This window comes from Micromonospora sp. NPDC005252 (assembly GCF_042872475.1).
GTDB lineage: Bacteria > Actinomycetota > Actinomycetes > Mycobacteriales > Micromonosporaceae > Micromonospora.
The window spans coordinates 1-19,728 of record NZ_JBIAKN010000027.1; the positions used below are offsets into that span (position 1 = coordinate 1).

A 19,728-nucleotide genomic window follows, 5' to 3' on the forward strand; every position below is an offset into this window, starting at 1 on the left:
GAGAACGCCACCAAGCCACTCAAGGCGCTACCAGCCGCACCTCACCGCCGATGAGGTGACCGGCCCCCCCCGACAACCGTGCACGACGTCGTTAGATTTGCGTTCTTGCCTCCTCGATCTGCCGCACGATGGCATGGGCGCCGTGCGCTTGGGGGATGGCGTTCGCCTCGTCGAGTGTCGCGAGCGCGTCCGCATGGCGGTCCTGGGCAGCGGCGATGTAGGCCAGCCCGACCATGTTGGCGGCCACGCCCGGCAGCGCTCCCACCTCTCGGCGCAGCCGTGACGACTCCTCCAGCCGCTCGCGCGCTTCGTCCAGTCGACCGGCCATGTGCGCCGCGATGCCCAAGTGTCTAAGTGCCTCGGCCTGGGTCGGCTTGTCGCCGACCTGCGCCGCCATCTGGCGGGACCTTGCCAGGTGCGGAAGCGCGGTCTCGTTGTCGCGCCGGATTACCTGATGCAGGCAGCCGATCCAGAACAGCGTCTCGGCCTGGCCGCGCGTGTCGCCCAGCGCCTGGTACAGCTCGATCGCACGCTCAAACAACGGCAGTTCAGCCGGATCCTCGATGGGTGACGAGCCGCTCGTAGCGCGTTCATTGAGGAATCGCGCATGCAGGATCCGCCCCCGGGCCACCGCGGCGTCGGCCTCGAGCGCGTCCAGGTCCCGATCGGCGTCGGCCAGCACGCCAGCATCGCCGCTGAACACGGCTTGTTCATAGAGGGCCCTGGCCCGTTCGATGCGATCTTCGGCGTTCATCGCCGCCCCCGTCCTGGCATCGCCACTGGGTGCCGGGTCAGCAGTTTAGTGGTCCAGCGCTGGACCATGTGGATGGTCAAGACGGGTGGGGGCGAGGTCGGTCCGCGATCCTACGGACATGCAGACGGCCGCCCCGCGGGCCGGTTCGGTCGGATCGAGCCGCGCCGGAAGGCTCGGGCGTACCTGCTCAGCATGTTGTCCGATGCGGACACACGGACGTGTAGGCAGTTGAGGGAACAGGCCGAAGACGCCTCGTCCCGCAACGGCTGCTGGGTAAGTCGGTGTGGGACGCGGACAAGGTCCGCGACGACGTGCGCGGCTACATCATCGACGAGTTGGGCGACCCGAACGGAGTACTGATCCTGGACGACACGGGTGATCTTAAGAAGGGATCAGCCAGCGTGGGCATCACCCGGCTCTGCTGGAGCTTCGCGAAGATCTGCGGGCGACCGTGGCTGCGCCGCGGCCTCCGCATCACCGCAGTAGGCGCCGCCTTCGCGCTGCTCTACAGCACCAACAAGATCGTGTACCTCATCGCCTACTGGGCGGGCTACCAACCAACTGGCGAGCGACAGATCGCCGCAGTTCTGGTGACCATCGGCGCTTTGCTCATCACGATCGGCCTCACCATGCCAGCGTGGGGACCCACCCTCAAGATCACGCGACGGTGGGAGGACTTCCACTCCTACCGTCAGCTCGAACCCCTCTGGCGGGACCTCATCGCGGCCCTGCCCGAGCTCGAACTCGACCCCACCCTGCGCCGATCCTCTACGGCCGCCCGCGACATCGACTACGCGCTGACCCGCCGGGTAGCCGAGATCCGCGACGGCCGGCTGGCGCTACGCCCGTACACGGATGCCAGTGTGACGGCGTTAGCCGAGCAACTCGCCGAGCAGGCCGCGCTGACCACGGAGGAGCGGCAGGCAGCTGTTGAGGCCGCACATCTGGCCTGCGCTCTGCGTCGACATGGCGCCGGTCTCGTGGCTGCGGTGCCGCAGCCCGCAGACGAGCTGCACCGCCCGGACGGTGGCTATGCCGGCGAGGTCGCGTGGCTCACGCTCGTCACCGACGCGTACGCCCGATCGCCGGTGGTGGCGCAGACGCTCGCCTCTGATGGCGCCCCGCATCCCACGGCTGGAGACGCACGCCGATGAGAGGTCGCTACGCGAACCTGATCCGTATCCGTTCTCTGGACCCTGAGCGCGACTACCTGGACATCTACCAGACCATGCTGCGCTACGAATTCCCGTGGGACATGAAGCTCGGGCTCAACCTCGCCTTCAACCGGTCCTTCTCCATCCCCGCCATCGCCGCTGTGCACACCGCCACGGGCGAGCTGACCGAACGCACCCAGAAGCGAATCGACGACACCGGCCTGCTGATGTACGAGATGGTGCTCAACGGCTTCGAGCAGCCACGCGGCCGGGCGGCGTTGCGACGCGTCAACCAGATCCACCGCCCGTACGACATCAGCAACGACGACTTCCTCTACGTCCTCGGCTGCCTGGTCGTGATTCCCACGCGGTGGCTGCAGGAGTACGGCTGGCGTCCGCCCTGCTGCCACGAGTTGCAGGCCACCTACCTGTTCTACCGCGAGCTCGGCCGGCGGATGAGTATCACGGACATCCCTGGGTCGTACGAGGAGCTCGAGACCTGGTTCAACGCCCACGACGCGGCTCACCTTCAGCCCAACGACGACGCAGCGGCCATCGAGCGAGCCACCCGGATGCTGATGCTCACCCGGGTCCCACGGATCCTTGGACCGCTGGGAAACGCGCTGGTCAGTGCGATGTACGACGCGCCGCAGCGGCGGGCGATGCGGGTCGAAACGCCGGCTTGGCCGGTTCGAGCTGGCTTGCACGTGGCGTTGAAGATGCGATCGCGGCTTCAGCGGTGGTTCGGAGCGCCACGGATGACGGCGTTGTTCGCCGACGGGATCAAGGCCAAGAGCTATCCCGACGGGTACGACATAAGCCAGCTCGGTCCGCAGCACGACCGCGTGCATGAATAGCACGCCTGAGCTGCTGGCGCCGCCGGCTCAGCCGCGCTCGCCTCGCTCGTCAGCGAGGCTTCGTGCAGTGCTACTCGCCCTCTCGGTGACGCCGCTGCTGCGTTGGTTGGTCGTTCGCCTGGCTGTTCCGGCAGGTCGAAGCAGCCGGCGATCCTGCGAGCAATGCGGGACGGAGGTGAGTCCGACCGGGCCTGGTTGGACCGCGCTGCTGCCGAGTGGCCGATGCGGCCATTGCGGGCATCGCGTAGGTGCCCGCCCGTACCTGCTGGAGTTCTGCGCTGCGGTCGCGACGGCCGTCGTGGTCCTCGCCGCTCCCACCATCCCGGTGTTGTTGGCCGGCCTGTGGTGGGCCGGGTGCGCGGTCCCGCTCGTGTTCATCGACGCTCAATTGCACCGGCTGCCCGACGTCATCGCCATGCCGACGGCGGCCGGCGTCTTCGCTCTGCTCACCGTCGACGCAGTCATCACCGATCGATGGGATCGCCTATTCGGTGCGACGGTCTGCGCGGCCGTCATTACTACGGTGTTCGTCAGCATGGGCCTGGTCTTGGGCAGTCGCGGCATGGGCCTGGGCGACGCCAAGCTAATCCTGTCGGTGACCGCGCTGTTGGGGTGGTGGGGCTGGGGCGCCGCGTTCGGCGCGGTGTTCTTGGGCTTCCTGGGCGCGGGGGTCGTAGGGATCGTGCTGTTGGCCAGCGGGCGGGTGCCTCGTGGGGCCCACATACCGGTCGGACCGTGCTTCATTGCTAGCGCGGTGCTGATGCTCGCGCTCATGGGTTGGGCACCGACTGGGTAACCGGACCAACCCGGCCGGAGATGCAGAGGGCGAACAGACCACCGTCTAGATAGTCGAGACGCACCTGTTCGCGGAGGGCTTAGCGGAGGCCATTGTCGACTTGCCGACAACCGCGATGCGCTTTGCCGCTCCACGCATGCTCCGACCGGCTGCTCATCGGAGCCTTCTTGTAGGAACCGAGTTGCCTTGCCTGAACTCATCCCCGTAGCCCAGCGCATGACCTGCCACGCGGCCTGCAGTTCCGAGCGCTCCGCCGGGTTACCCAACCCGACGCAGAGCCGTGTCAACCGAGCGTCCGGCCGTCGGGTCGCCTGCGCTCCGCACAGCACCCGTCCGCCGGCGCATAAATGTCGCCCGGCACCATAGGATGTTTCTTCTATGACGACCCTGGACGAGAAGCACGCCCGTATGCGGCGCATCTTCCGCGGCGAAGAAACCTACGGGGAAGGTACCCCCGCCGAGCAGGCGCAGAGGTTCCGGCTCGCGGAGATCTACGACGAGGCCGTCGAGGTGGCTCGGCGCAACTCCATAGACGTCGAGTGCCCGCCGGTGGATCTGTTGATCAGCTTGTCGGGCTTCTCGCCGGAAACGACCCTCCTAGCCTTCGCCCTCACCCGTCCAGCCAAGCTATTGATCATCTCGTCGGCAAACACGGAGGCAACGACTAACGCCATCTGGGAGAAGCTAGTAGGGAAGATCGAGTTTGCCGGCGTCCGGCACGTCTCCTGCGACCCGGTGAATCCGACGAGCATCTACGAGATCGTTCGGAAGGAGGTCAGCTCGCTACGTAGCGGCGATCGGCCGCTGAGCGCCATGATCGACATCACGGGCGGCAAGAAGGTTATGAGCGCTGGGGCAGCACTCGCGGCATCACAGCTTGACCTCCCTATGTGTTACATAGACAGCACCTTCGATCCGGAGATGCGACAGGCGCTGCCGGGCAGCGAAAAACTGTGCGTGCTGCCGAATCCAACAGCCCTCTTCGGCGACAAGGACATGGACGCCGCGATGGCGATGTTCCGCAGCGGGGTATACACCGGTGCCCGACAGCGATTTGAGGAGTTGAGCGGCTCGGTGTCGGAGCCGGTCCGCGTGCGCTTCCTGCGCGACCTCGCCGCACTCTACGAAGCTTGGTGCGACCTAAATGTCGACGGGCTCCCCGAACACGTAGGCCGTGTACGAGACCACCTCCGGGACAACAGGCCCGGTCTCGACGCCGCAATGGCCCAGCGACTTAGTAGACAGCTGGAGTTCGCCGAGTCGCTCGCCAGGCGCTCTGGTCCGGAGATGCTGCTCAACTTCTTCCTGCTCGGCGATCACTACCAGGACCTAGGGCGCTATGACTTCGCCGCCCTGCTGTATTACCGCAGCATCGAGAAAGCCTTCGAGGAGCGCCTGTCGGACACTTTCGGTCTAGACCTGGAGAACCCGGACTACTCGAAGCTCGGCGACCCGATCGAACTAAATAGCAGGTATGGGACGTTGACAGACGCCATATACGGCACACCGACACCAGCGCTACCCCGCAAGGTCGCCCTGATGGATGCGATGATCCTGCTTCACCTGGTGGATGACACCATGCTAATCGCGCTCAAGTGGAACAAGCTCGCCGCTGTGCAGAGCATGCGCGGAGTCGTCGATACACGAAACCGGTCGGTTCTAGCGCACGGCATCGATTCGGTGTCGCACGAGCAGAGCGCAGGGCTACGCGGCAGGGCACTCGCACTGTTGAGGGCATTTTGGAGCGAGCGCTCCCCCGACCAGAACATCAGTCATCTGATCGATGCGCTACGGTTCGTCCGCGAGGTCTGATGAAGACACCTCTGCTCCAACCTGAGCGCCCTCGCTCCGATGGCCCGCCTCCGATGAAGATCGCGGAGCTGGTGCTGTCGACGCCACAGCGCCTGTCGCTGCCGCCTGGGGTTACGCTGCAAGAATTTGCCGATGACTTGACCGGCGGCGTGTGGATTGCCCGATATCGCTCGTCGGGGCAATCCAGATTTCAGGCCTACCGGCTCGGCGGCGTGCGTTTTGAAGCAAGGGTACGGCGACGCAGAGCCATACACACCAATGCCTGGCTGGCAGAGCTCACCTTCATCGATGAGGCATCCTCGATGGAGCGGCGCGTGGATCGCATCGTCCCAAGAACGGTGTCATTCGAGCCAAACTACCGCGAAGTTCCATTCGACATGGAAGATCTGCTCGCTCAGGTTAAGCAGTGGCAAAGTGCGTACCAGGCACGTGGTCCGGCGCAGGCGTCCCTTCGACTGCAACGCTCAGTGAACAAGGAGTACGACCGACTGAGACGCCTCCTAGGGATCGCCGAACAGCGCCCCGAGACCGCCGAGCGAACCATCACGGGCACCGTGATCAGCATCGAGGACCTTGAGGATGGTCGTGGCGCAGTGGTTGTGGAGGCGGAGCCGGGCTCGGACCTAACAGACCTAGACCGCCGACGGGTCATGGTGACCGCTCCCGGCGGGCTGACGGTAAACACCACCGTGCAGCGGGTAAGAATCGGGCGGCTCGCCGTCCGTCAACCATCACACTGGACACCGAGGATCGGCATAGCGGTCACCATCAACCTGGTAAAGCCGTTCGGGATGCGGCAGAACGCTTCTGCCTTGCAGGACTTCCTCAACGGCGAGGTGGAGGGGACCTGGGATGACCTCGCTCGTCTTCTGTGCCGGCCTGACACTCTGACCGCCGTACCCGACTCGTTAATCCCTCCCGGACATTTCTTCTGTGACGATGATCCGGCCAGTGTGCCGTTGAATGAGGAGCAGCGCCGGGCCGTCACCGGTGCGGTCTCGTCGCCGCACGCATTCCTGGTACAGGGCCCACCGGGAACGGGGAAGACCGAGGTCATCTGCGAGGTCGCGAGACAGCTGACCGCGCGAGGTGAGCGGGTGCTGATGCTGGCGCCAAGCCATGTCGCCGTCGATGAGGTGCTGAGCCGGATTGGCCGCAAACCCGGCATCCGGCCGCTTCGGATCACATGGAACGACGACCGGGTCCAAGAGGCCGTGCATGACTTTCTCGAGCCCAACGTCGGCGGTGAGCTCGCTGGCCGAGTCCTCAAACCCGAGAACGGTGGCCAAGACCTACGGTGGGCCCGAGAACTGCAAGACGTCGAAGAACTCATCCGCGCCGCCGGACGGGCAAAGTCAGCGATCAGCCACAAGCGCCGTCAGACGAATGTCATGGCACAAGCGCGTGTAGCCCTGGCGGCCAGCATCGACAACTGGAACCGGGCTCGGACCCTGGCTGAACAGGAGTCGGGTTTGCTGCAGGCCGCAGCAGAGCGGGCTGTCGCCCGGCTCGCTGCGGCGGAGGAATCGCTGGCCCGCGTGGTAAGGCAGTACGCTGGCCTCCTCCATCAGGCCCAGCCTGTGCTCGTACCGCTACCACCGCTAGCCAGGCGGTGTATCGCCGCGATGGATGGTCTGGTGATGGCCGATGCCGCCTGGGCCTCCGCCGATGCCGGCTGGCGGCGGAGGGTGGGTGAGCTGAGCTCAGAGGTGCGACGAGTAGAGCAAGCCGTCACTCAAACGGCCGCAGAGTTGCGTACCGCTCGGGCGATGCTGGCTAGGGAGGAGACGGCTCTTGAGCAGGCTCGCCAGCAGCTCAACGACGCCGTCACCCACCAAACAGGGCTCGGGCGGATACTCACCGCTATGCATCTGGGCGGAATCACAGCGGCGCGACGTCAGGTCGCCGAGAGTACGGACCGAATCGCTCGGTTAAAAGTGCGGTTGTTCCGCGTTGCTGCCCGAAATGGCGAGGCAGAACGAGATCTCGCGGTTGCCAGGGCCGCTCACGCCGCCGGAGATCAGCAGGCACGGGAGCGGGTCGGCAACGCGCGCCGGCAGAGGGCGAAGGCAGATCGGCAGGCCGAACTGCAGTGGATTCGTCTGGCAAAGATCGTCGATCGTAGCGGCGCACAAACAACGGAGATTACCGATCCTGAGGAACGCCACCGGATCGCGTTCTATTTGGCCAAGGTGATCCCGCCACTGCTGGTAACGGAAGCGCCAGTCTCCCCGGACCCCCGCTGCCCCGCGCCGCTAGGTCCGATAGCGGACCTCGTCGACCAGCTGTCTACGGCGCTGAACGAGGTCACGAGGGTCCGCGAGCAACACCGGGACGCCGAGCAGGATCAGACGTGGAGTGCACGTGACTGGGAGATCGGCCGGGACCGCATCGAGCAGACGCTTACCGACACCGACGACGAACGCAAGGCTGCGCAAGCGCGGCTCGGCCTTGCCCTGCGGCGTCTGGAGGAAATTGATGAGACGCTGACTGGACAGTCCGAGAATCCGGGCGATCACGACGCGGCCATCCGACAACACGTGCGACGTCGCAGTGTTCTGCAGCGGCTACCGGAGTTGCACCGGCGATGGTGCGAACTGGCCGCCGAGCAGTCGGACGAGCGTCTCGCTGCCGACATCCGGCAGTCGCTGGTACGGTCCGCGAACCTTGTCTGCGCGACCACCAAGGGAATCGTTGGGCGAGGCAGCGAGGTGGTGCGGTACGCCGACTACGACACGCTCATCGTCGATGAGGCCAGCCGAGTCACCGAAAGTGAATTCCTCATCGGAGCTACGCGGGCACGGCGTTGGGTCTTGGTCGGCGATGAGCATCAGTTGCCTCCGCACGTCGACCAGCGTGACGAGTACTTCCTCCACGCACTGACCGCCCTGCACCGCTTTGGCCGTGGCGCCGAAGAGACTGTCGAGGCAGCAGTGCGGCACCTGGCGCAGGTCTGGGCCGAGGACGAGGAACTGCATAAGTTCCGGACCCAAAGCGTGCGAGAGGTCGCCGAGGAATTGGTGGCTGACGGTTCTTGGGAAAGCACTTTCCGCGACCAGTTCTCTGCGGCATACAGTCAGATCGTGAGCTCGGCCTCCAGCGATGACGCGGACCGTCGAGTACTGGAGGCCATGCTGCGTCACCTGGTGCAAAGCCTCTTCCAAAGAGCGGTAGTCCGATGTCCCGAGCTACTGCGCCAGGAACTCGTCTGGCAACGCCGCATGATCGAGCCGCTCGCCCGCATCATCGATCAACCTGTGTATCAGGGGCGATACCAGACGCCGCCAGCAACGGACCTCGAACGTCTAGGCGTCACGCCGTTGGTGCTCACCGAAACGCTCACCAAGCCGGTAATCTTCGTCGACACGAGCCACTACCAGGACGCCGGCGATGACCCCCTAGACCACGGTTTCGTCAACAAATTGGAGCAGGTCCTCGTCGAGCGTCTCTGCCGCCTCTACGACGAAGGGCTGGGACGGGCGGGCGCCGTCCCGATCACCGTCAGTGTTCTCGCCTTCTACCGCGCCCAAGCCCAGCAACTGGCAGCCCAGCTGCGCGCGTGTGACCTGCCGCGCTTAAAGTGGGAGGTCATCGATGTCATCGACCGCATTCAGGGCCAGCAGAGCGACCTCGTCATCATCAGCTTCACCAGGGCTCGCACCCCGGGACGAATCGGCCCCAACTACGGGCAGTGGCTACAGGACATCCGGCGCCTCAACGTCGCGTTCACCCGGGCGCGCCGCGCGCTCGTGATCGTCGGTCATGGCCGCACCCTGCGGGCGCTTGGTGATCCCGGCGAGGGCGGCGTGCCCGGCCAGGCGCGGATCTTCTACGAAAACCTGTTCCACCTCGTCGACCAAGACGCCGACTTTATGCGGATCCGCCGACTATGACGGTTCGGTTCACCTTTCAACCGGCGCGAGAGATCGATTCCAAGTCCACCGTGGTCGTACAGGAAACTCTCCTCGCCGTCGAAATTTGGCCGGACGTACCGATGACACGCAAGATTGAGGAGAGCCTTACCGTCCTCGACCGCCTGATCATCGAGGCGGCGATCGCGCTCGAGCCTGCCTACCCGATCGACATCGAGGAAATTACCGGCATTCCGCAGTCGGCGATCGTCACGATCTTCGGCAGGCTGGTACGCCTCGGTCTGCTTGAGCCGCGCGAGGCCGAGGCGATCGCGACCGAATCGGCCCATGTGGCAGTGAAGCAGACAGCGGTTGCGCGGCTCCGCCCCACCCAGGTAACGCTGCTGTATCTCGCGGACACCGACGAACTCATCGCCCTTCCCCAGAACTCGGGCCGGCGGGCACCGAGACTGAACCGGGCAGAGCCGGCCGGATACGTCGACGTCGACCGTGGTGCCGGCCTGACCCCCCGACACGAGATCATCGCCGACCGCATCAGCCGGCAGGCGATCCTGGGCCTGGCGAAAGACATCGTGGCAGCGGTTCCCACAGATGATCTCGTCCCAGCCTACAGCCCGCAATATCGCTCTAGTGGGCACGTGGAGACAGACGGCGACGGCACGCATCGGGCGCGCTTAAAGGTCGAGGTAGGTGCCACGAAGACTGTAAACCTCCTTGTCCCCCACGCAGACAACCTGGCGAGGCGTTGGGCGGAGCTGGCTGAGCAGGCGGCGTACGCCGCCGACGTCTGGGGGCCGGCCGCGGCAGAGCACACCGGCCGGCTTTGGCGATATGAGCTAGGCCATGAGGCGGCCGTCGCCGCAGCGACCAGCGGGATCCGTCTCGGCCATCCCGGCGGCCTACTGATACAGGGAGACCGGGACGTCGTCTACGTCGACGTCGAGTTCACCCCAGGCGACAGCCGCGCCGCACACACCTTCGCGCTCCAGCACGCGATGGCGGAGGTCGCAATGAAACCCGCCGCCGAAGCCACCTCCCAAGGGTTGGTATCGATCGTGGAAGCCAGCGCGACCCGTTACGGAGTGGCCCCAGGAGAGTTGACCCCGGCCCACGTCCGCAGCGCGCTCTGGACCGCCCGGCACTACCAGCATGTCTACGCATTGCGGCGCGAGGAGGACTTCCCCTTTGAGTGACATCGACCTGGGGCTGCGCACGCTCAAGGGCGGCTACTTCCTCAAACGCGAGGATGCGCCGCAACGAACCTCCTTCGTGTCACAGCACGCTGGACAGGTGACGGGCTACCGCCATTGCCTGACCTATGCCGGCGGCGGTTCGACAATCCGGGAGGAGCTCATCGACCTGATCGACTCGGCAAAAAAGCGGGTCTTCGTCGCAACACTGTTCCTAGGTGACGAGGATGTCCGGCACGCCCTCGAGAGGGCTGCGAACCGCCTCCAAGGCGGTGTCTATGTCGTCTCAGCGCTCGACGACCGCGGTCTGAACCGGGCCATCAACGATGCATCAGACACGATGGACATCGATACGCAGATCGAATACCGCAACTTCACCCGTCTGACGACCAGCGGCATCTACGTCCGCGGCTACCCGGGCCTGCACGCAAAGTTCGTCGTCGTAGACGATGCGCGCGCGCTGGTGTCCAGCGCAAACCTAGTCACCCGCTCGTTCAACACCGTGGCCGAGAATGGCCTCGTCTTCGAGGACGTCGAGGAGGTCGCCGTACTGGCTTGGGTTTTCCGGCGGCTGTGGCGACACAGTGCTTGGGACATGCCTCCGGCACCCACGCATCACTCTGTCCATGACCGGATCCCCGACGACGACGCCCTACCCGACAGCCATAACGGCAGCCGAATCCTCTGGACTTGGCAGGAGCAACATCGGATTCTCGATTCAATGAGGCGCACCATTGACCAGGCCGTCGAAGAACTGATCTTGGCGACGTTCAGCATCGGCAACATGACCTTCGGCCTGCCGAAGCAACCGGCACGGCCGGAGTTGCTGTACGAGCCGGTGTGCCGTGCGCTAGATCGCGGAGTCCGGGTCAGAATGTTACTCCGTGGCCGAAACATCTCCGAGGCCTCACGTGCGGAGGCATCGGCGTTCCAAAAAGCAGGGGTGGAAATCTACGCCGACCGACTGACTCACGCCAAGGGATGCATTGCGGATAGACGAACCGGTTCCGTGTTCTCCGCAAATCTGATGACGGGGATGGGTCTAACCGGGGGGATGGAACTTGGCACCCAGCTAGACGGGACGGGTGCGCTTGAGGACGCGTGGCTTTACTTTCAACACTGTATGACCGAGTCGGATCTGGAGTTCAAACTCGATCCTCCTGCCCGCGAGGCAGGCGATCGGCTACTGGCGGATTCGTTGCGCAGCTGGCCACGCGCTCCGCAGGGCTTCGTCACCTGCAGTGACCAGACCTGGCTTCAATTGAGCTCACATACGGGGCCCGCACTATTCCAACAGGACGGCGAGGATTTCTCGATATTGAGCGGATCACGCTGCTACCGACTGTCCGGTGATCGGGCGCGGTGGCTGATTGAGCCAGCTATGGGTCCTTCGGGATCTCAAGCCAGCGGGCGCGTACTCCAAAGCTGGATCTCCCCACGCCGGAGCGAGTCCCCGCCAACCATCGGGCACCGCGGCATCTTTGCGCCTGTGATCAGCCGCGAAAGAGCCACCTGAGTAGTCCGATCTTCGTCAACTACGCTATCCGTACGGCAGATGGGCCTCACCGCCGCGTTGGCCTGCGGATGGCAGCAACCTGCCGGCTCCAGTTACTGATGGCCACGACCTTCACGACATCGCCGGTCTTCGGTGCCTGGACGAGGTACTGGCTGCCGATCCGGTCGGTTCCGATGTACATGCCGACATGGCCCGGGCGAGCCATCGTGCCATCTGAGCCGGGGATGAAGATCAGGTCGCCGGGTCTCATTGCCGCCAGTGAAAGGATGGCAACTCCGGTGTGGACCTGGTCGGCGGTGACCCGGGGAATCTGCACGTCACCTATAGCCCAGGCGGCCATCATCAGCCCCGAACAGTCATAGCTGTCCGGCCCTTCGGCGCCCCAGACGTAGGGCTTGCCCCGTTGCGCAAGGGCGAAATCGACGACTGCCCGCAGCTGCGGGTCAGATGGCAGAAGAAAGCCGTCGGGCAGTCCAGCGTCGTCCAGCGGCGGCAGCCCGTCCCCACCGTCGCTGGTGCAGACAATGTTCATGCCATCGCTGATCAGGGCAACTAGCTGCTGCGCCTCGGGCTGCCACCTCGCGTACGCGGCGGGAAACGCCGACCGCTGCACGGCCTGCGCGGCCTGTGAAAGCGGCATGGTTTGCCAGCCATCGACCTTGACCAGGCGCTCGTAGAACTTGCGGGCGGCATAGCGGGGGTCGAGGATCTGCTCGGGGGTGCCCCAGCCCTGACTGGGTCGCTGCTGGAACAGCCCGAGCGAGTCGTGGTCGTTGTCGGCGCCGAGGTGGCCGAGGTTGCGCAGGGTGGACTCCTGCATGGCGGTGGCCACGGCGACTTCCCAGCCGTAGCGCGGTACGTGCAGCTCGGCCCCGGCGGAGACGATGATGGCCGCGTTGCCGACTTGCTCGGAGGTCCAGGAGCCCTGATCGGGCCAGTCCGTTGGTGCGGCTGTAGCGTCGGGCGACACGCTGGGCGGGCTGATGGTGCAGCCCGTCGCAGGGCTCACTCCGAGCACCGCGAGGGCAACGAACACGATCAGCGCAAGCAGCGCCAGGACCACGACGGCGAGTCCGCCGGCGAGGATCGGCGAACGCCGGGTCATCGCAGGCCTGCCTGGCGAATCTCGTACCCGCTGACTCGCCAGCCGGATCCGTCTGGGCCTCCGCGGCGCAGGGTGCAGTCGACCAGGCTGTGTTCGGTCCAGCCGCGCCAGCCGTCTTCGCCGAGGGGCGTCGCGGTCACTCGGACCGTGCGCCGGGCGGTGATCGCCGTGTCTGCTGGCTGCTGGGCGTCAACGAAGGGTTCCACGGCGGCGTCGACGTATGCCCGGTGTTCGGCCCAGGTCGCCCAGCGGCCGTCCCGCCTGGCGGCCGGGCTTTGTCCGGCCAGTGCGCCGCTGGCGTAGCGGATGGCGCGCTCATAGGCGTCGCCTGGTCCGGCGTCCCACCGGGTGTCGGCACTGTAGAGAGCTGCGGTGAACCGGTGGCACACCTCGCCGGGGTCGGCGTAGGCGAAGCCCGGCTGTATCGGCGGTGGCACTGGGGCGGCGACGCCAGTCGAACTGGGGGCGACCACCGTCTTGGTCGTGCTCGGTGCCGGCTGTCCGTCGGCGGTACAACCGGTAACGGTCAACGTCAGGGTGAGTGCCGCTGCTACTCGAGTTCGCGCGTTCATGGTCACGACGGTCCCGAGTTGCCGAGGCCGTTACCGCTGCCAGCCGCCGTTGGTAACGGCGGTAACGGCGGCAGCAATACCAGCGTCAACTCTGCCGTCAGCCCTACCCGGCGAAGGTCCAGGGCAGATGCCCAGCCGAGGGCATCATGACCTTCGGGAGACTGCTGTGTTTGCTCACTACCTTGCTGGGGCTGTACTCGACGCCCTGGCCGCGCCTACTCCCCCGCCTGCCGCACCACCCGGCCTCGAGGCGACCGGGAACCTGTTCATCGGCTGGATGAAGTGGATCCTCATCGTCGCTGGCGTCGGCGGCCTGCTCGTCTGCGGGATCATGATGACCGTCGGGCGCCGCAACCGGTCGGCGTTCGCAGCCGACGGCGCGGCTGGCATCCCGTGGGTGCTGGCCGGGCTGACATGCGGCGCGGTCGCGGCCGTGGTCGTCGGCGCAGTCCTGCCGAGCTGAGCCGTGACCTACGACGTCATCACTCGCGCCCGCCGCACCACGCGCCGCCGAGTCACCGTCCTCTGTTTGGCCGCTGCGGCGGCGGCCTGTGTCGTCGCCACCTCGTTCGTGATGATGCGCGGCAACGGACGAGACTGGCTGATGGGCCTCGGCATGCTGGCCCTGTCCGTGATCGCCCTACCCGCGCTGATGAAGTTCTTCACGATCTTCACCGGCGGCGTCGCTTCCGGGGGCGGAGGCCTCGGCATGGCCGGCGCCGGCGCGGCCGCCGGCCTGCACGCCGCATCGTCGATACGCGGAGCGGCCGGCGGTCACAGTGCCGGCGACCACGCCCGCTACATGGACTCACGGGGACCTGGTAACGGCGGCGGTAACGGCCCGACCGGTGCCATGCCGACCCCCTCAGCGCCGTCGCCGACGGGCGAGCCCGGTGGGGGTACGACCGGTAACGCGCCGACCGTAGTCAGCGGTAGCGCCACCCCTGGCGGCACCCCGGGTCCGGTAACACCCACGACCACCGTGCCCGCCGGATCCGGCGCTACCGCGTCCGCCGGTGGTAGCGCGGCGGCCTCGGGTGGTGCGGTGGCTGGGGTTGGCGCGGCAGCGGCAGGGGCGGCAGGGGCCGCGACCGGGCCGGCAGCACCAGTTGTCATCGGCGCCGTCATGGCCGCGCAGGCCGGGGCCGCGGCAGCGAAGGCGGGCGCGAACACGGCCAGCTCCGCGATGCGGGACGGGAGTACGCCGTCATGAGCAGCGACCAGGCGCAAATCCGTACGTACGGGGGTTGGCGGCGGGCGCGGGGCATGGGCCTGTTCGGTCTCGGGCCGATGCAGACGTTCGTCGTCCTCGCGGCGATCACCGTGCTGATCGTGTCCGGATCGATGGGGCTGCGGGCGCTGGCCGTTGCCGCCGGTCCGTGTGTGCTGCTCGTGGTGCCGCTGGTGCTGCGATGGGACGGGGTGCCGCTGTCAGCCGGAATCGCCCAGCGAGTGCGATGGCTGATCGGCACCAGCCGCGGCTACACCTCGTACCGCTCCGGGGTGATGGTGGCCGGCGAGCACGCCTGGCAGCTGCCGGGTGTGCTCGCCCCGACCACCCTGCTGACCGTGCAGGACGAGGGTGGCGGCGGGTACGGGGTTGTCTACAACCGCCGGTCGGGCACTATGACGGTGACGCTGCGGTGCGCGGCTACGTCGACCTGGCTGGCGGATCCTGACGCGAGCGCGGCGTGGGTGGCGAACTGGGGTGGCTGGTTGGCGAACCTGGGCTACCTGCCGATCGTCGACCACGTCACCGTCACCGTGGACGCCGCCCCGGATCCCGGCTCCCGGTTGGCTGATCACGTCAGCCGCCGGATCGTCCCGCATGGGCCGGCTTCCGCCCGGCGGGTGCTGCAACGACTGGTGGAGGTGTCTCCGTCGGCCGCCGCGGACGTGGAAACCCGGGTGTCGGTGACCTTCAAACCGGGCGCCTCTCCCAGCAAGCCCAAGAACCACGACGAAGCGCTGGAGAAGATCAGCCGAACCTTGCCGGGGCTGCAGGACTCCCTGGGCAGCTGCGGGCTCACCGTCCTCGGCCGGGCCAGCGCGGAGACCATCTCGGCGATCGTGCGGACAGCGTTCGACCCGGCCAGCCGAGGTGATGTCGCCCGGCTGGCAGCGACTCCGGGCCTGGATCTGACCCGGTGGTTGGACTGGGATACCGCCGGACCGGTCATGGCCGAGGAGCACCTCGACCGGTACGTGCACGACTCCGGCACTTCAGTGTCGTGGGCGTGGCACGAGGCACCTCGCCAGCACGTGCACGCCGACGTCCTCGCCCGACTGCTAGCTCCTGGCCCGTACCCGAAGCGGGTTTCGCTGCTGTACCGACCTTTCCCAGCCGGGGAAGCCGCGCGGATCGTGGAAAGCGAGGTCAACGCCGCAGCATTCCGGGCGGCCTACAACCGGGCGCAGAAACGCGACGAGTCCGCCCGCGATCACGCCGACCGGGAACGGGCCCTACAGACCGCGCGGGAAGAAGCGACCGGGTCCGGGGTGGGCCTGATGTCGCTGTTCGTCACCACCACCGTCGTCTCTGCCGACGACCTCGGCCGGGCCATCGCCGACGTCGAGTCCCGCGCCGACGTAGCCAAGATCCGACTCCGGCAGCTGCGCGCCAGCCAGGCCGCAGGTTTCGCCACCACCCTGCCCTGCGGCATATGCCCGCCGCAGCTGGCCCGCCACTGGCCCCGCTGACCGCTGACCCCAAAACCAGGAGCAACCAATGAAGAGCACCGCCGTAGACGCGGCCGCGCCGGCGCCAGCATGGGGTGTACGGACACCTGGCGCCGGCCGAGCCAGCCACATCTCCCCCGGCATGGAGTACCAGGGCACCACCGTCCAGCTGTGCGGACTGTTCCCCTTCGTCGCCGGATCCGGAGCACCCACGATCGGCGTGCCGATCGGGCGGCACATGCTGTGGGGCGAGGTCGTCTGCCTCGACCCCCTCGAATGGCTCCGCGAGGGCCTCATCACCAACCCTGGCGTGTTCGTCCTCGGCCAACCCGGCGTCGGCAAGTCCACCGTGGTCAAGCGGCTCATCACCGGCATGACCGGGTTCGGCACCAGCGCCCTGATCCTCGGCGACACCAAGCCCGACTACACCCGACTTGTCGAGCACCTCGGCGGGCAGGTCATCCGGGTCGGCCGCGGCCTCGACCGGCTCAATCCACTGGACTCCGGCCCGCTGGGCAGCGCCCTCGCGCGGATGGGCAGCGCCGATGCCCGGCAACTGCGCCTCGAGATCCGGGGCCGGCGCATGTCGCTGCTGCTGGCGCTGTGCGCCCTGGTGCGAGGGCAGGCGCTAGACAACACCGAGGAGATCGTCCTCGGGCGGGCGATCGACGTTCTCGCCGAACGCCTTGACCGCGACCCCACGGTGCCGGACGTGCTGAGTCTGATCGAAGCCGGCGCCGACGAGCTGCTCACCGCCGCCCGGGCCCGCACCGACGGTGAGTACCGCCGCCGCGTCGACCAGCTCGTGCCCACTCTGGCGCTGCTGTGTGAGGGCAGCCTGCGCGGAGTGTTCGACGGCCCGACCACCGAGCCCCTGGACCTGGACGCCCCGGCCGTCAGCGTCGACATCTCGCAAGTCGCTGCCGCCGGGGACCAGCTGGTCGCCGCCGCGATGCTGTGCACCTGGGCGTACGGCTTCGGCATGGTCGACGCCGCATCCGTCCTGGCCGACCAGGGCCTCGCACCACGCCGGCAGTACCTCGGCGTCATGGACGAACTGTGGCGGGCCCTACGGGGTGCATCCGGGCTGGTCGAGCACGCCGACGCACTCACCCGACTCAACCGGCAGCGCGGCATGGCCAGCGTGATGGTCACCCACTCCCTGGCCGACCTCGACGCCCTGCCCACACTCGAGGACCGGGCCAAGGCGCAAGGCTTCATCGAACGCTCCGCCATCAAAATCCTCGCCGGGCTTCCGCCGCGTGAACTGAACCGGGTCAACGAGGTGATCAAGCTGTCCGGGCCCGAGCGGGAACTGGTGGCGTCCTGGGCCGCACCGGAAGCGTGGTTCGCCGGCTCGGTGCATCCCGGCAGGGGCAAGTACCTGATCAAGACCGGTGAACGCAACGGGCTGCCGGTGTCGCTGACCCCGGTCGGCGACGAGTGGGAGCTCTACGACACCGACGCCGCGATCCGGCAGGTGCAGCCATGAACACCCGGGCCGTCGAGCCGGGCGGCACCGCCGGCGGACCGCTCACCCCGTTCCTGATGCTCGGGCTGGTGTGGGCGGTACTCGCCCTGATGTGGCTGTCCTGGCTTGCTGGACGAATCGCCGCCGCGGTGACCGGGCGGCCGGCCATTGGGCCTGGCTTCGGAGCGGCGTACCTGGAACACCTGCTGCGTACCGAATGGTCGACGTTGTGGCCCGGGGTGTCCCCCGCCGTCGTCGGTCTGGTCTTCGCGGTGTTGCTGCTGGTGCTGGTCGGCCTGGTCACCCTTGCGGCCGTGTGGTGGCAGGGGCACCGGCCCGACGCCGAGGACCCACTGCCGTCGCTGGCTGGTCCGGCGGAGGTGCGGGCGATGACACTGCCCGCGGTGGCCGTCAAGGCTCGGCGCCTGCGGCGCGTTCTGGCGGATGCGGCGGTGAAGGAGATCTCGGCCGAGTCCGCTGGAGTCGTGCTCGGCGCGCATCGCCGGCGGCGCGGCTCAGGTCCTCGGCTCTACTCCTCCTGGGAGGACGTCATCCTCGCGGTTATGGCGCCCCGCGCCGGCAAGACAACCTCGCTGGCTGTGCAGTCCGTCGTCGGTGCGCCGGGGGCGGCCCTCGCCACCAGCAACAAGCCCGATCTGTGGGCCACGACGGCTGCCGTTCGCGCCGAGCGTGGCAGCGTGTGGGTGTTTGACCCGCAGTCCATGGCCCAGGTTCCGCAGGGCTGGTGGTGGAACCCCCTGGCTGCTGTGGAGGACGTCGAGGACGCCCACCGGCTGGCCAACCACTTCGTCCAGCAGGTCCGCAACTCCCAAGGCAGCGACGACTTCTGGATCCAGGGCGCCTTGGACCTGCTCACGTCGCTGATCCTGGCCGCCGCGCTGGAAGGCCGCACGCTGACCTCGGTGCAGGCGTGGCTGTCGGACTCCACCTCACGGGAACCGGCGACGATTCTCAAGAGCCACGGGTTCGGTGCCTCCGCGCGGGCGATGTCCGGCCGACAGGCCGGCGCACCGGAGACCCGCGAAGGGCTCTACGAGACCGCCCGGACCGCTGCGGCGTGCCTGGCCAACCCGACCATCATGGCCTGGGTTACGCCGCCGGACCTACCGCTGCCGGCGCTGGACGTCGAAGCGTTCGTCGAGAGCACCGACACGCTGTACCTGCTGTCCAAAGACGGCGCCGGAGCGGCGGCACCGCTCGTCGCTGGTTTGACCGACCAGGTGCTACGTGCCGCAGTGATTCTCGCCGAGGCGCACGGCGGCAGGCTCGATCCACCGCTGGTCGCCTGCCTGGGCGAGGCCGCGAACATCTGCAAAATCGCGGACCTGCTGGAGCTGTACAGCCACTTCGGCAGCCGGGGCATCATCCCGCTGACCATCCTGCAGTCCTACCGGCAAGGGACCAGGGTGTGGGGTGAGCAGGGCATGGACGCGCTGTGGTCGGCCGCCACCGTCAAGCTGGTCGGCGCTGGCATTGATGACGCCCGGTTCGCCGAAGACCTGTCCCGGCTCGTTGGCGACCACGACGTCACCGTCGCCTCCCGCACCCGAGACGGGAAGGGCCACACCTCGTACCAGACGTCCGTGCGCCGGCAGCGCATCCTCGACCCGGCGCACATACGGGCACTACCGAAGGGCTCGGCGCTGCTGTTCGCCACCGGCGTCAAGGTGGCGATGCTCAACCTGCTGCCCTGGTACGACGAGCCAAACGCCGACCGGCTCACCGCGGCCGTCGCAGCCTCCACCGCCGAGATGACCCGCGAGGCGCAGCGCGCCCGCGCCGCACGTCGGGACCGTATGACGCAGCGCTCCTGGCGGGGGCGGGCCGGCTGAAGCTAGTGCCGTGACCACGAACGTTCACGGTGTTGGGTGACACGCCGTCCGGCCTATCGGCCGGGCGGCGCCGCAGCGGTCAGGCTGTGGCGGTGGC

At 67.2% G+C, this 19,728-nt stretch carries 15 protein-coding genes; 12 read left to right on the forward strand and 3 right to left on the reverse strand.

Annotated features, from left to right (window positions below):
- Positions 1-91: 91 nt before the first annotated feature.
- Positions 92-754 carry a tetratricopeptide repeat protein gene (locus ACFYPH_RS30860; RefSeq protein WP_387186600.1) on the reverse strand — a complete coding sequence of 221 codons (663 nt, stop codon included), beginning with the start codon at positions 752-754 and terminating at the stop codon, positions 92-94.
- Between the two features lie 269 nt (positions 755-1,023).
- Between ACFYPH_RS30860 and ACFYPH_RS30865 the strand changes: the two genes are divergently transcribed.
- The 7 genes from ACFYPH_RS30865 to ACFYPH_RS30895 all read left to right on the forward strand — a co-directional run bounded on the left by ACFYPH_RS30865 (position 1,024) and on the right by ACFYPH_RS30895 (position 11,951).
- Complete coding sequence (locus ACFYPH_RS30865) at positions 1,024-1,908, forward strand: MAB_1171c family putative transporter (RefSeq protein WP_387186626.1); 885 nt, start codon at positions 1,024-1,026, stop codon at positions 1,906-1,908.
- On the forward strand, positions 1,905-2,765 hold the full coding sequence (locus tag ACFYPH_RS30870) for an oxygenase MpaB family protein (RefSeq protein WP_387186602.1): 861 nt from the start codon (positions 1,905-1,907) through the stop codon (positions 2,763-2,765). The genes ACFYPH_RS30865 and ACFYPH_RS30870 overlap by 4 nt, the downstream gene beginning before the upstream one ends.
- 370 nt (positions 2,766-3,135) lie before the next feature.
- Positions 3,136-3,561 carry a prepilin peptidase gene (locus ACFYPH_RS30875; RefSeq protein ID WP_387186604.1) on the forward strand — a complete coding sequence of 142 codons (426 nt, stop codon included), beginning with the start codon at positions 3,136-3,138 and terminating at the stop codon, positions 3,559-3,561.
- A gap of 378 nt (positions 3,562-3,939) precedes the next feature.
- Entirely contained in the window at positions 3,940-5,373 is a 1,434-nt protein-coding gene (locus tag ACFYPH_RS30880) for a hypothetical protein (RefSeq protein ID WP_387186606.1), read from the forward strand.
- A gap of 53 nt (positions 5,374-5,426) precedes the next feature.
- Entirely contained in the window at positions 5,427-9,266 is a 3,840-nt protein-coding gene (locus ACFYPH_RS30885) for an AAA domain-containing protein (RefSeq protein WP_387186608.1), read from the forward strand.
- Positions 9,263-10,438, forward strand: coding sequence for a MarR family transcriptional regulator (locus ACFYPH_RS30890; protein WP_387186610.1), 1,176 nt, complete (start codon positions 9,263-9,265; stop codon positions 10,436-10,438). Before ACFYPH_RS30885 ends, ACFYPH_RS30890 begins: the two co-directional genes overlap by 4 nt.
- Positions 10,431-11,951 (forward strand): phosphatidylserine/phosphatidylglycerophosphate/cardiolipin synthase family protein, encoded by a 1,521-nt coding sequence (locus ACFYPH_RS30895; RefSeq protein WP_387186612.1) that lies wholly within the window; start codon positions 10,431-10,433, stop codon positions 11,949-11,951. Before ACFYPH_RS30890 ends, ACFYPH_RS30895 begins: the two co-directional genes overlap by 8 nt.
- Positions 11,952-11,997: 46 nt before the next feature.
- Here ACFYPH_RS30895 and ACFYPH_RS30900 read toward each other — a convergent pair whose 3' ends face one another.
- On the reverse strand, positions 11,998-13,056 hold the full coding sequence (locus tag ACFYPH_RS30900; protein WP_387186614.1) for a C40 family peptidase: 1,059 nt from the start codon (positions 13,054-13,056) through the stop codon (positions 11,998-12,000).
- Positions 13,053-13,628, reverse strand: a complete 576-nt coding sequence (locus ACFYPH_RS30905) for a hypothetical protein (RefSeq protein ID WP_387186616.1) — start codon at positions 13,626-13,628, stop codon at positions 13,053-13,055. The genes ACFYPH_RS30900 and ACFYPH_RS30905 overlap by 4 nt, the downstream gene beginning before the upstream one ends.
- Positions 13,629-13,794: 166 nt before the next feature.
- On the opposite strand from ACFYPH_RS30905, the gene ACFYPH_RS30910 reads away from it, so the two are divergent.
- From ACFYPH_RS30910 to ACFYPH_RS30930, 5 genes are read left to right on the forward strand one after another with little or no spacing between them, the layout of a single operon-like run.
- Positions 13,795-14,091 carry a hypothetical protein gene (locus ACFYPH_RS30910; protein WP_387186617.1) on the forward strand — a complete coding sequence of 99 codons (297 nt, stop codon included), beginning with the start codon at positions 13,795-13,797 and terminating at the stop codon, positions 14,089-14,091.
- A 3-nt stretch (positions 14,092-14,094) separates the two neighbouring features.
- Positions 14,095-14,841: a hypothetical protein gene (locus ACFYPH_RS30915; protein WP_387186618.1), complete on the forward strand. Its 747-nt coding sequence runs from the start codon at positions 14,095-14,097 to the stop codon at positions 14,839-14,841.
- The gene (locus ACFYPH_RS30920; protein ID WP_387186620.1) at positions 14,838-16,328 is read left to right on the forward strand and encodes an SCO6880 family protein; all 1,491 of its coding nucleotides are present in this window, start codon (positions 14,838-14,840) and stop codon (positions 16,326-16,328) included. The genes ACFYPH_RS30915 and ACFYPH_RS30920 overlap by 4 nt, the downstream gene beginning before the upstream one ends.
- 28 nt (positions 16,329-16,356) lie before the next feature.
- Positions 16,357-17,799, forward strand: a complete 1,443-nt coding sequence (locus ACFYPH_RS30925; protein WP_387186622.1) for a hypothetical protein — start codon at positions 16,357-16,359, stop codon at positions 17,797-17,799.
- Complete coding sequence (locus ACFYPH_RS30930) at positions 17,796-19,631, forward strand: type IV secretory system conjugative DNA transfer family protein (RefSeq protein WP_387186624.1); 1,836 nt, start codon at positions 17,796-17,798, stop codon at positions 19,629-19,631. The genes ACFYPH_RS30925 and ACFYPH_RS30930 overlap by 4 nt, the downstream gene beginning before the upstream one ends.
- Positions 19,632-19,728 lie beyond the last annotated feature (97 nt).

Excerpts from the sequence above, each read along its gene's own strand:
- ACFYPH_RS30880 (WP_387186606.1), top strand. The coding sequence starts at position 3,940 with ATGACGACCCTGGACGAGAAGCACGCCCGTATGCGGCGCATCTTCCGC.
- ACFYPH_RS30890 (WP_387186610.1), top strand. The coding sequence starts at position 9,263 with ATGACGGTTCGGTTCACCTTTCAACCGGCGCGAGAGATCGATTCCAAG.
- ACFYPH_RS30900 (WP_387186614.1), bottom strand. The coding sequence starts at position 13,056 with ATGACCCGGCGTTCGCCGATCCTCGCCGGCGGACTCGCCGTCGTGGTC.
- ACFYPH_RS30925 (WP_387186622.1), top strand. The coding sequence starts at position 16,357 with ATGAAGAGCACCGCCGTAGACGCGGCCGCGCCGGCGCCAGCATGGGGT.
- ACFYPH_RS30930 (WP_387186624.1), top strand. The coding sequence starts at position 17,796 with ATGAACACCCGGGCCGTCGAGCCGGGCGGCACCGCCGGCGGACCGCTC.
- ACFYPH_RS30920 (WP_387186620.1), top strand. The coding sequence starts at position 14,838 with ATGAGCAGCGACCAGGCGCAAATCCGTACGTACGGGGGTTGGCGGCGG.
- ACFYPH_RS30870 (WP_387186602.1), top strand. The coding sequence starts at position 1,905 with ATGAGAGGTCGCTACGCGAACCTGATCCGTATCCGTTCTCTGGACCCT.
- ACFYPH_RS30905 (WP_387186616.1), bottom strand. The coding sequence starts at position 13,628 with ATGAACGCGCGAACTCGAGTAGCAGCGGCACTCACCCTGACGTTGACC.
- ACFYPH_RS30860 (WP_387186600.1), bottom strand. The coding sequence starts at position 754 with ATGAACGCCGAAGATCGCATCGAACGGGCCAGGGCCCTCTATGAACAA.
- ACFYPH_RS30885 (WP_387186608.1), top strand. The coding sequence starts at position 5,427 with ATGAAGATCGCGGAGCTGGTGCTGTCGACGCCACAGCGCCTGTCGCTG.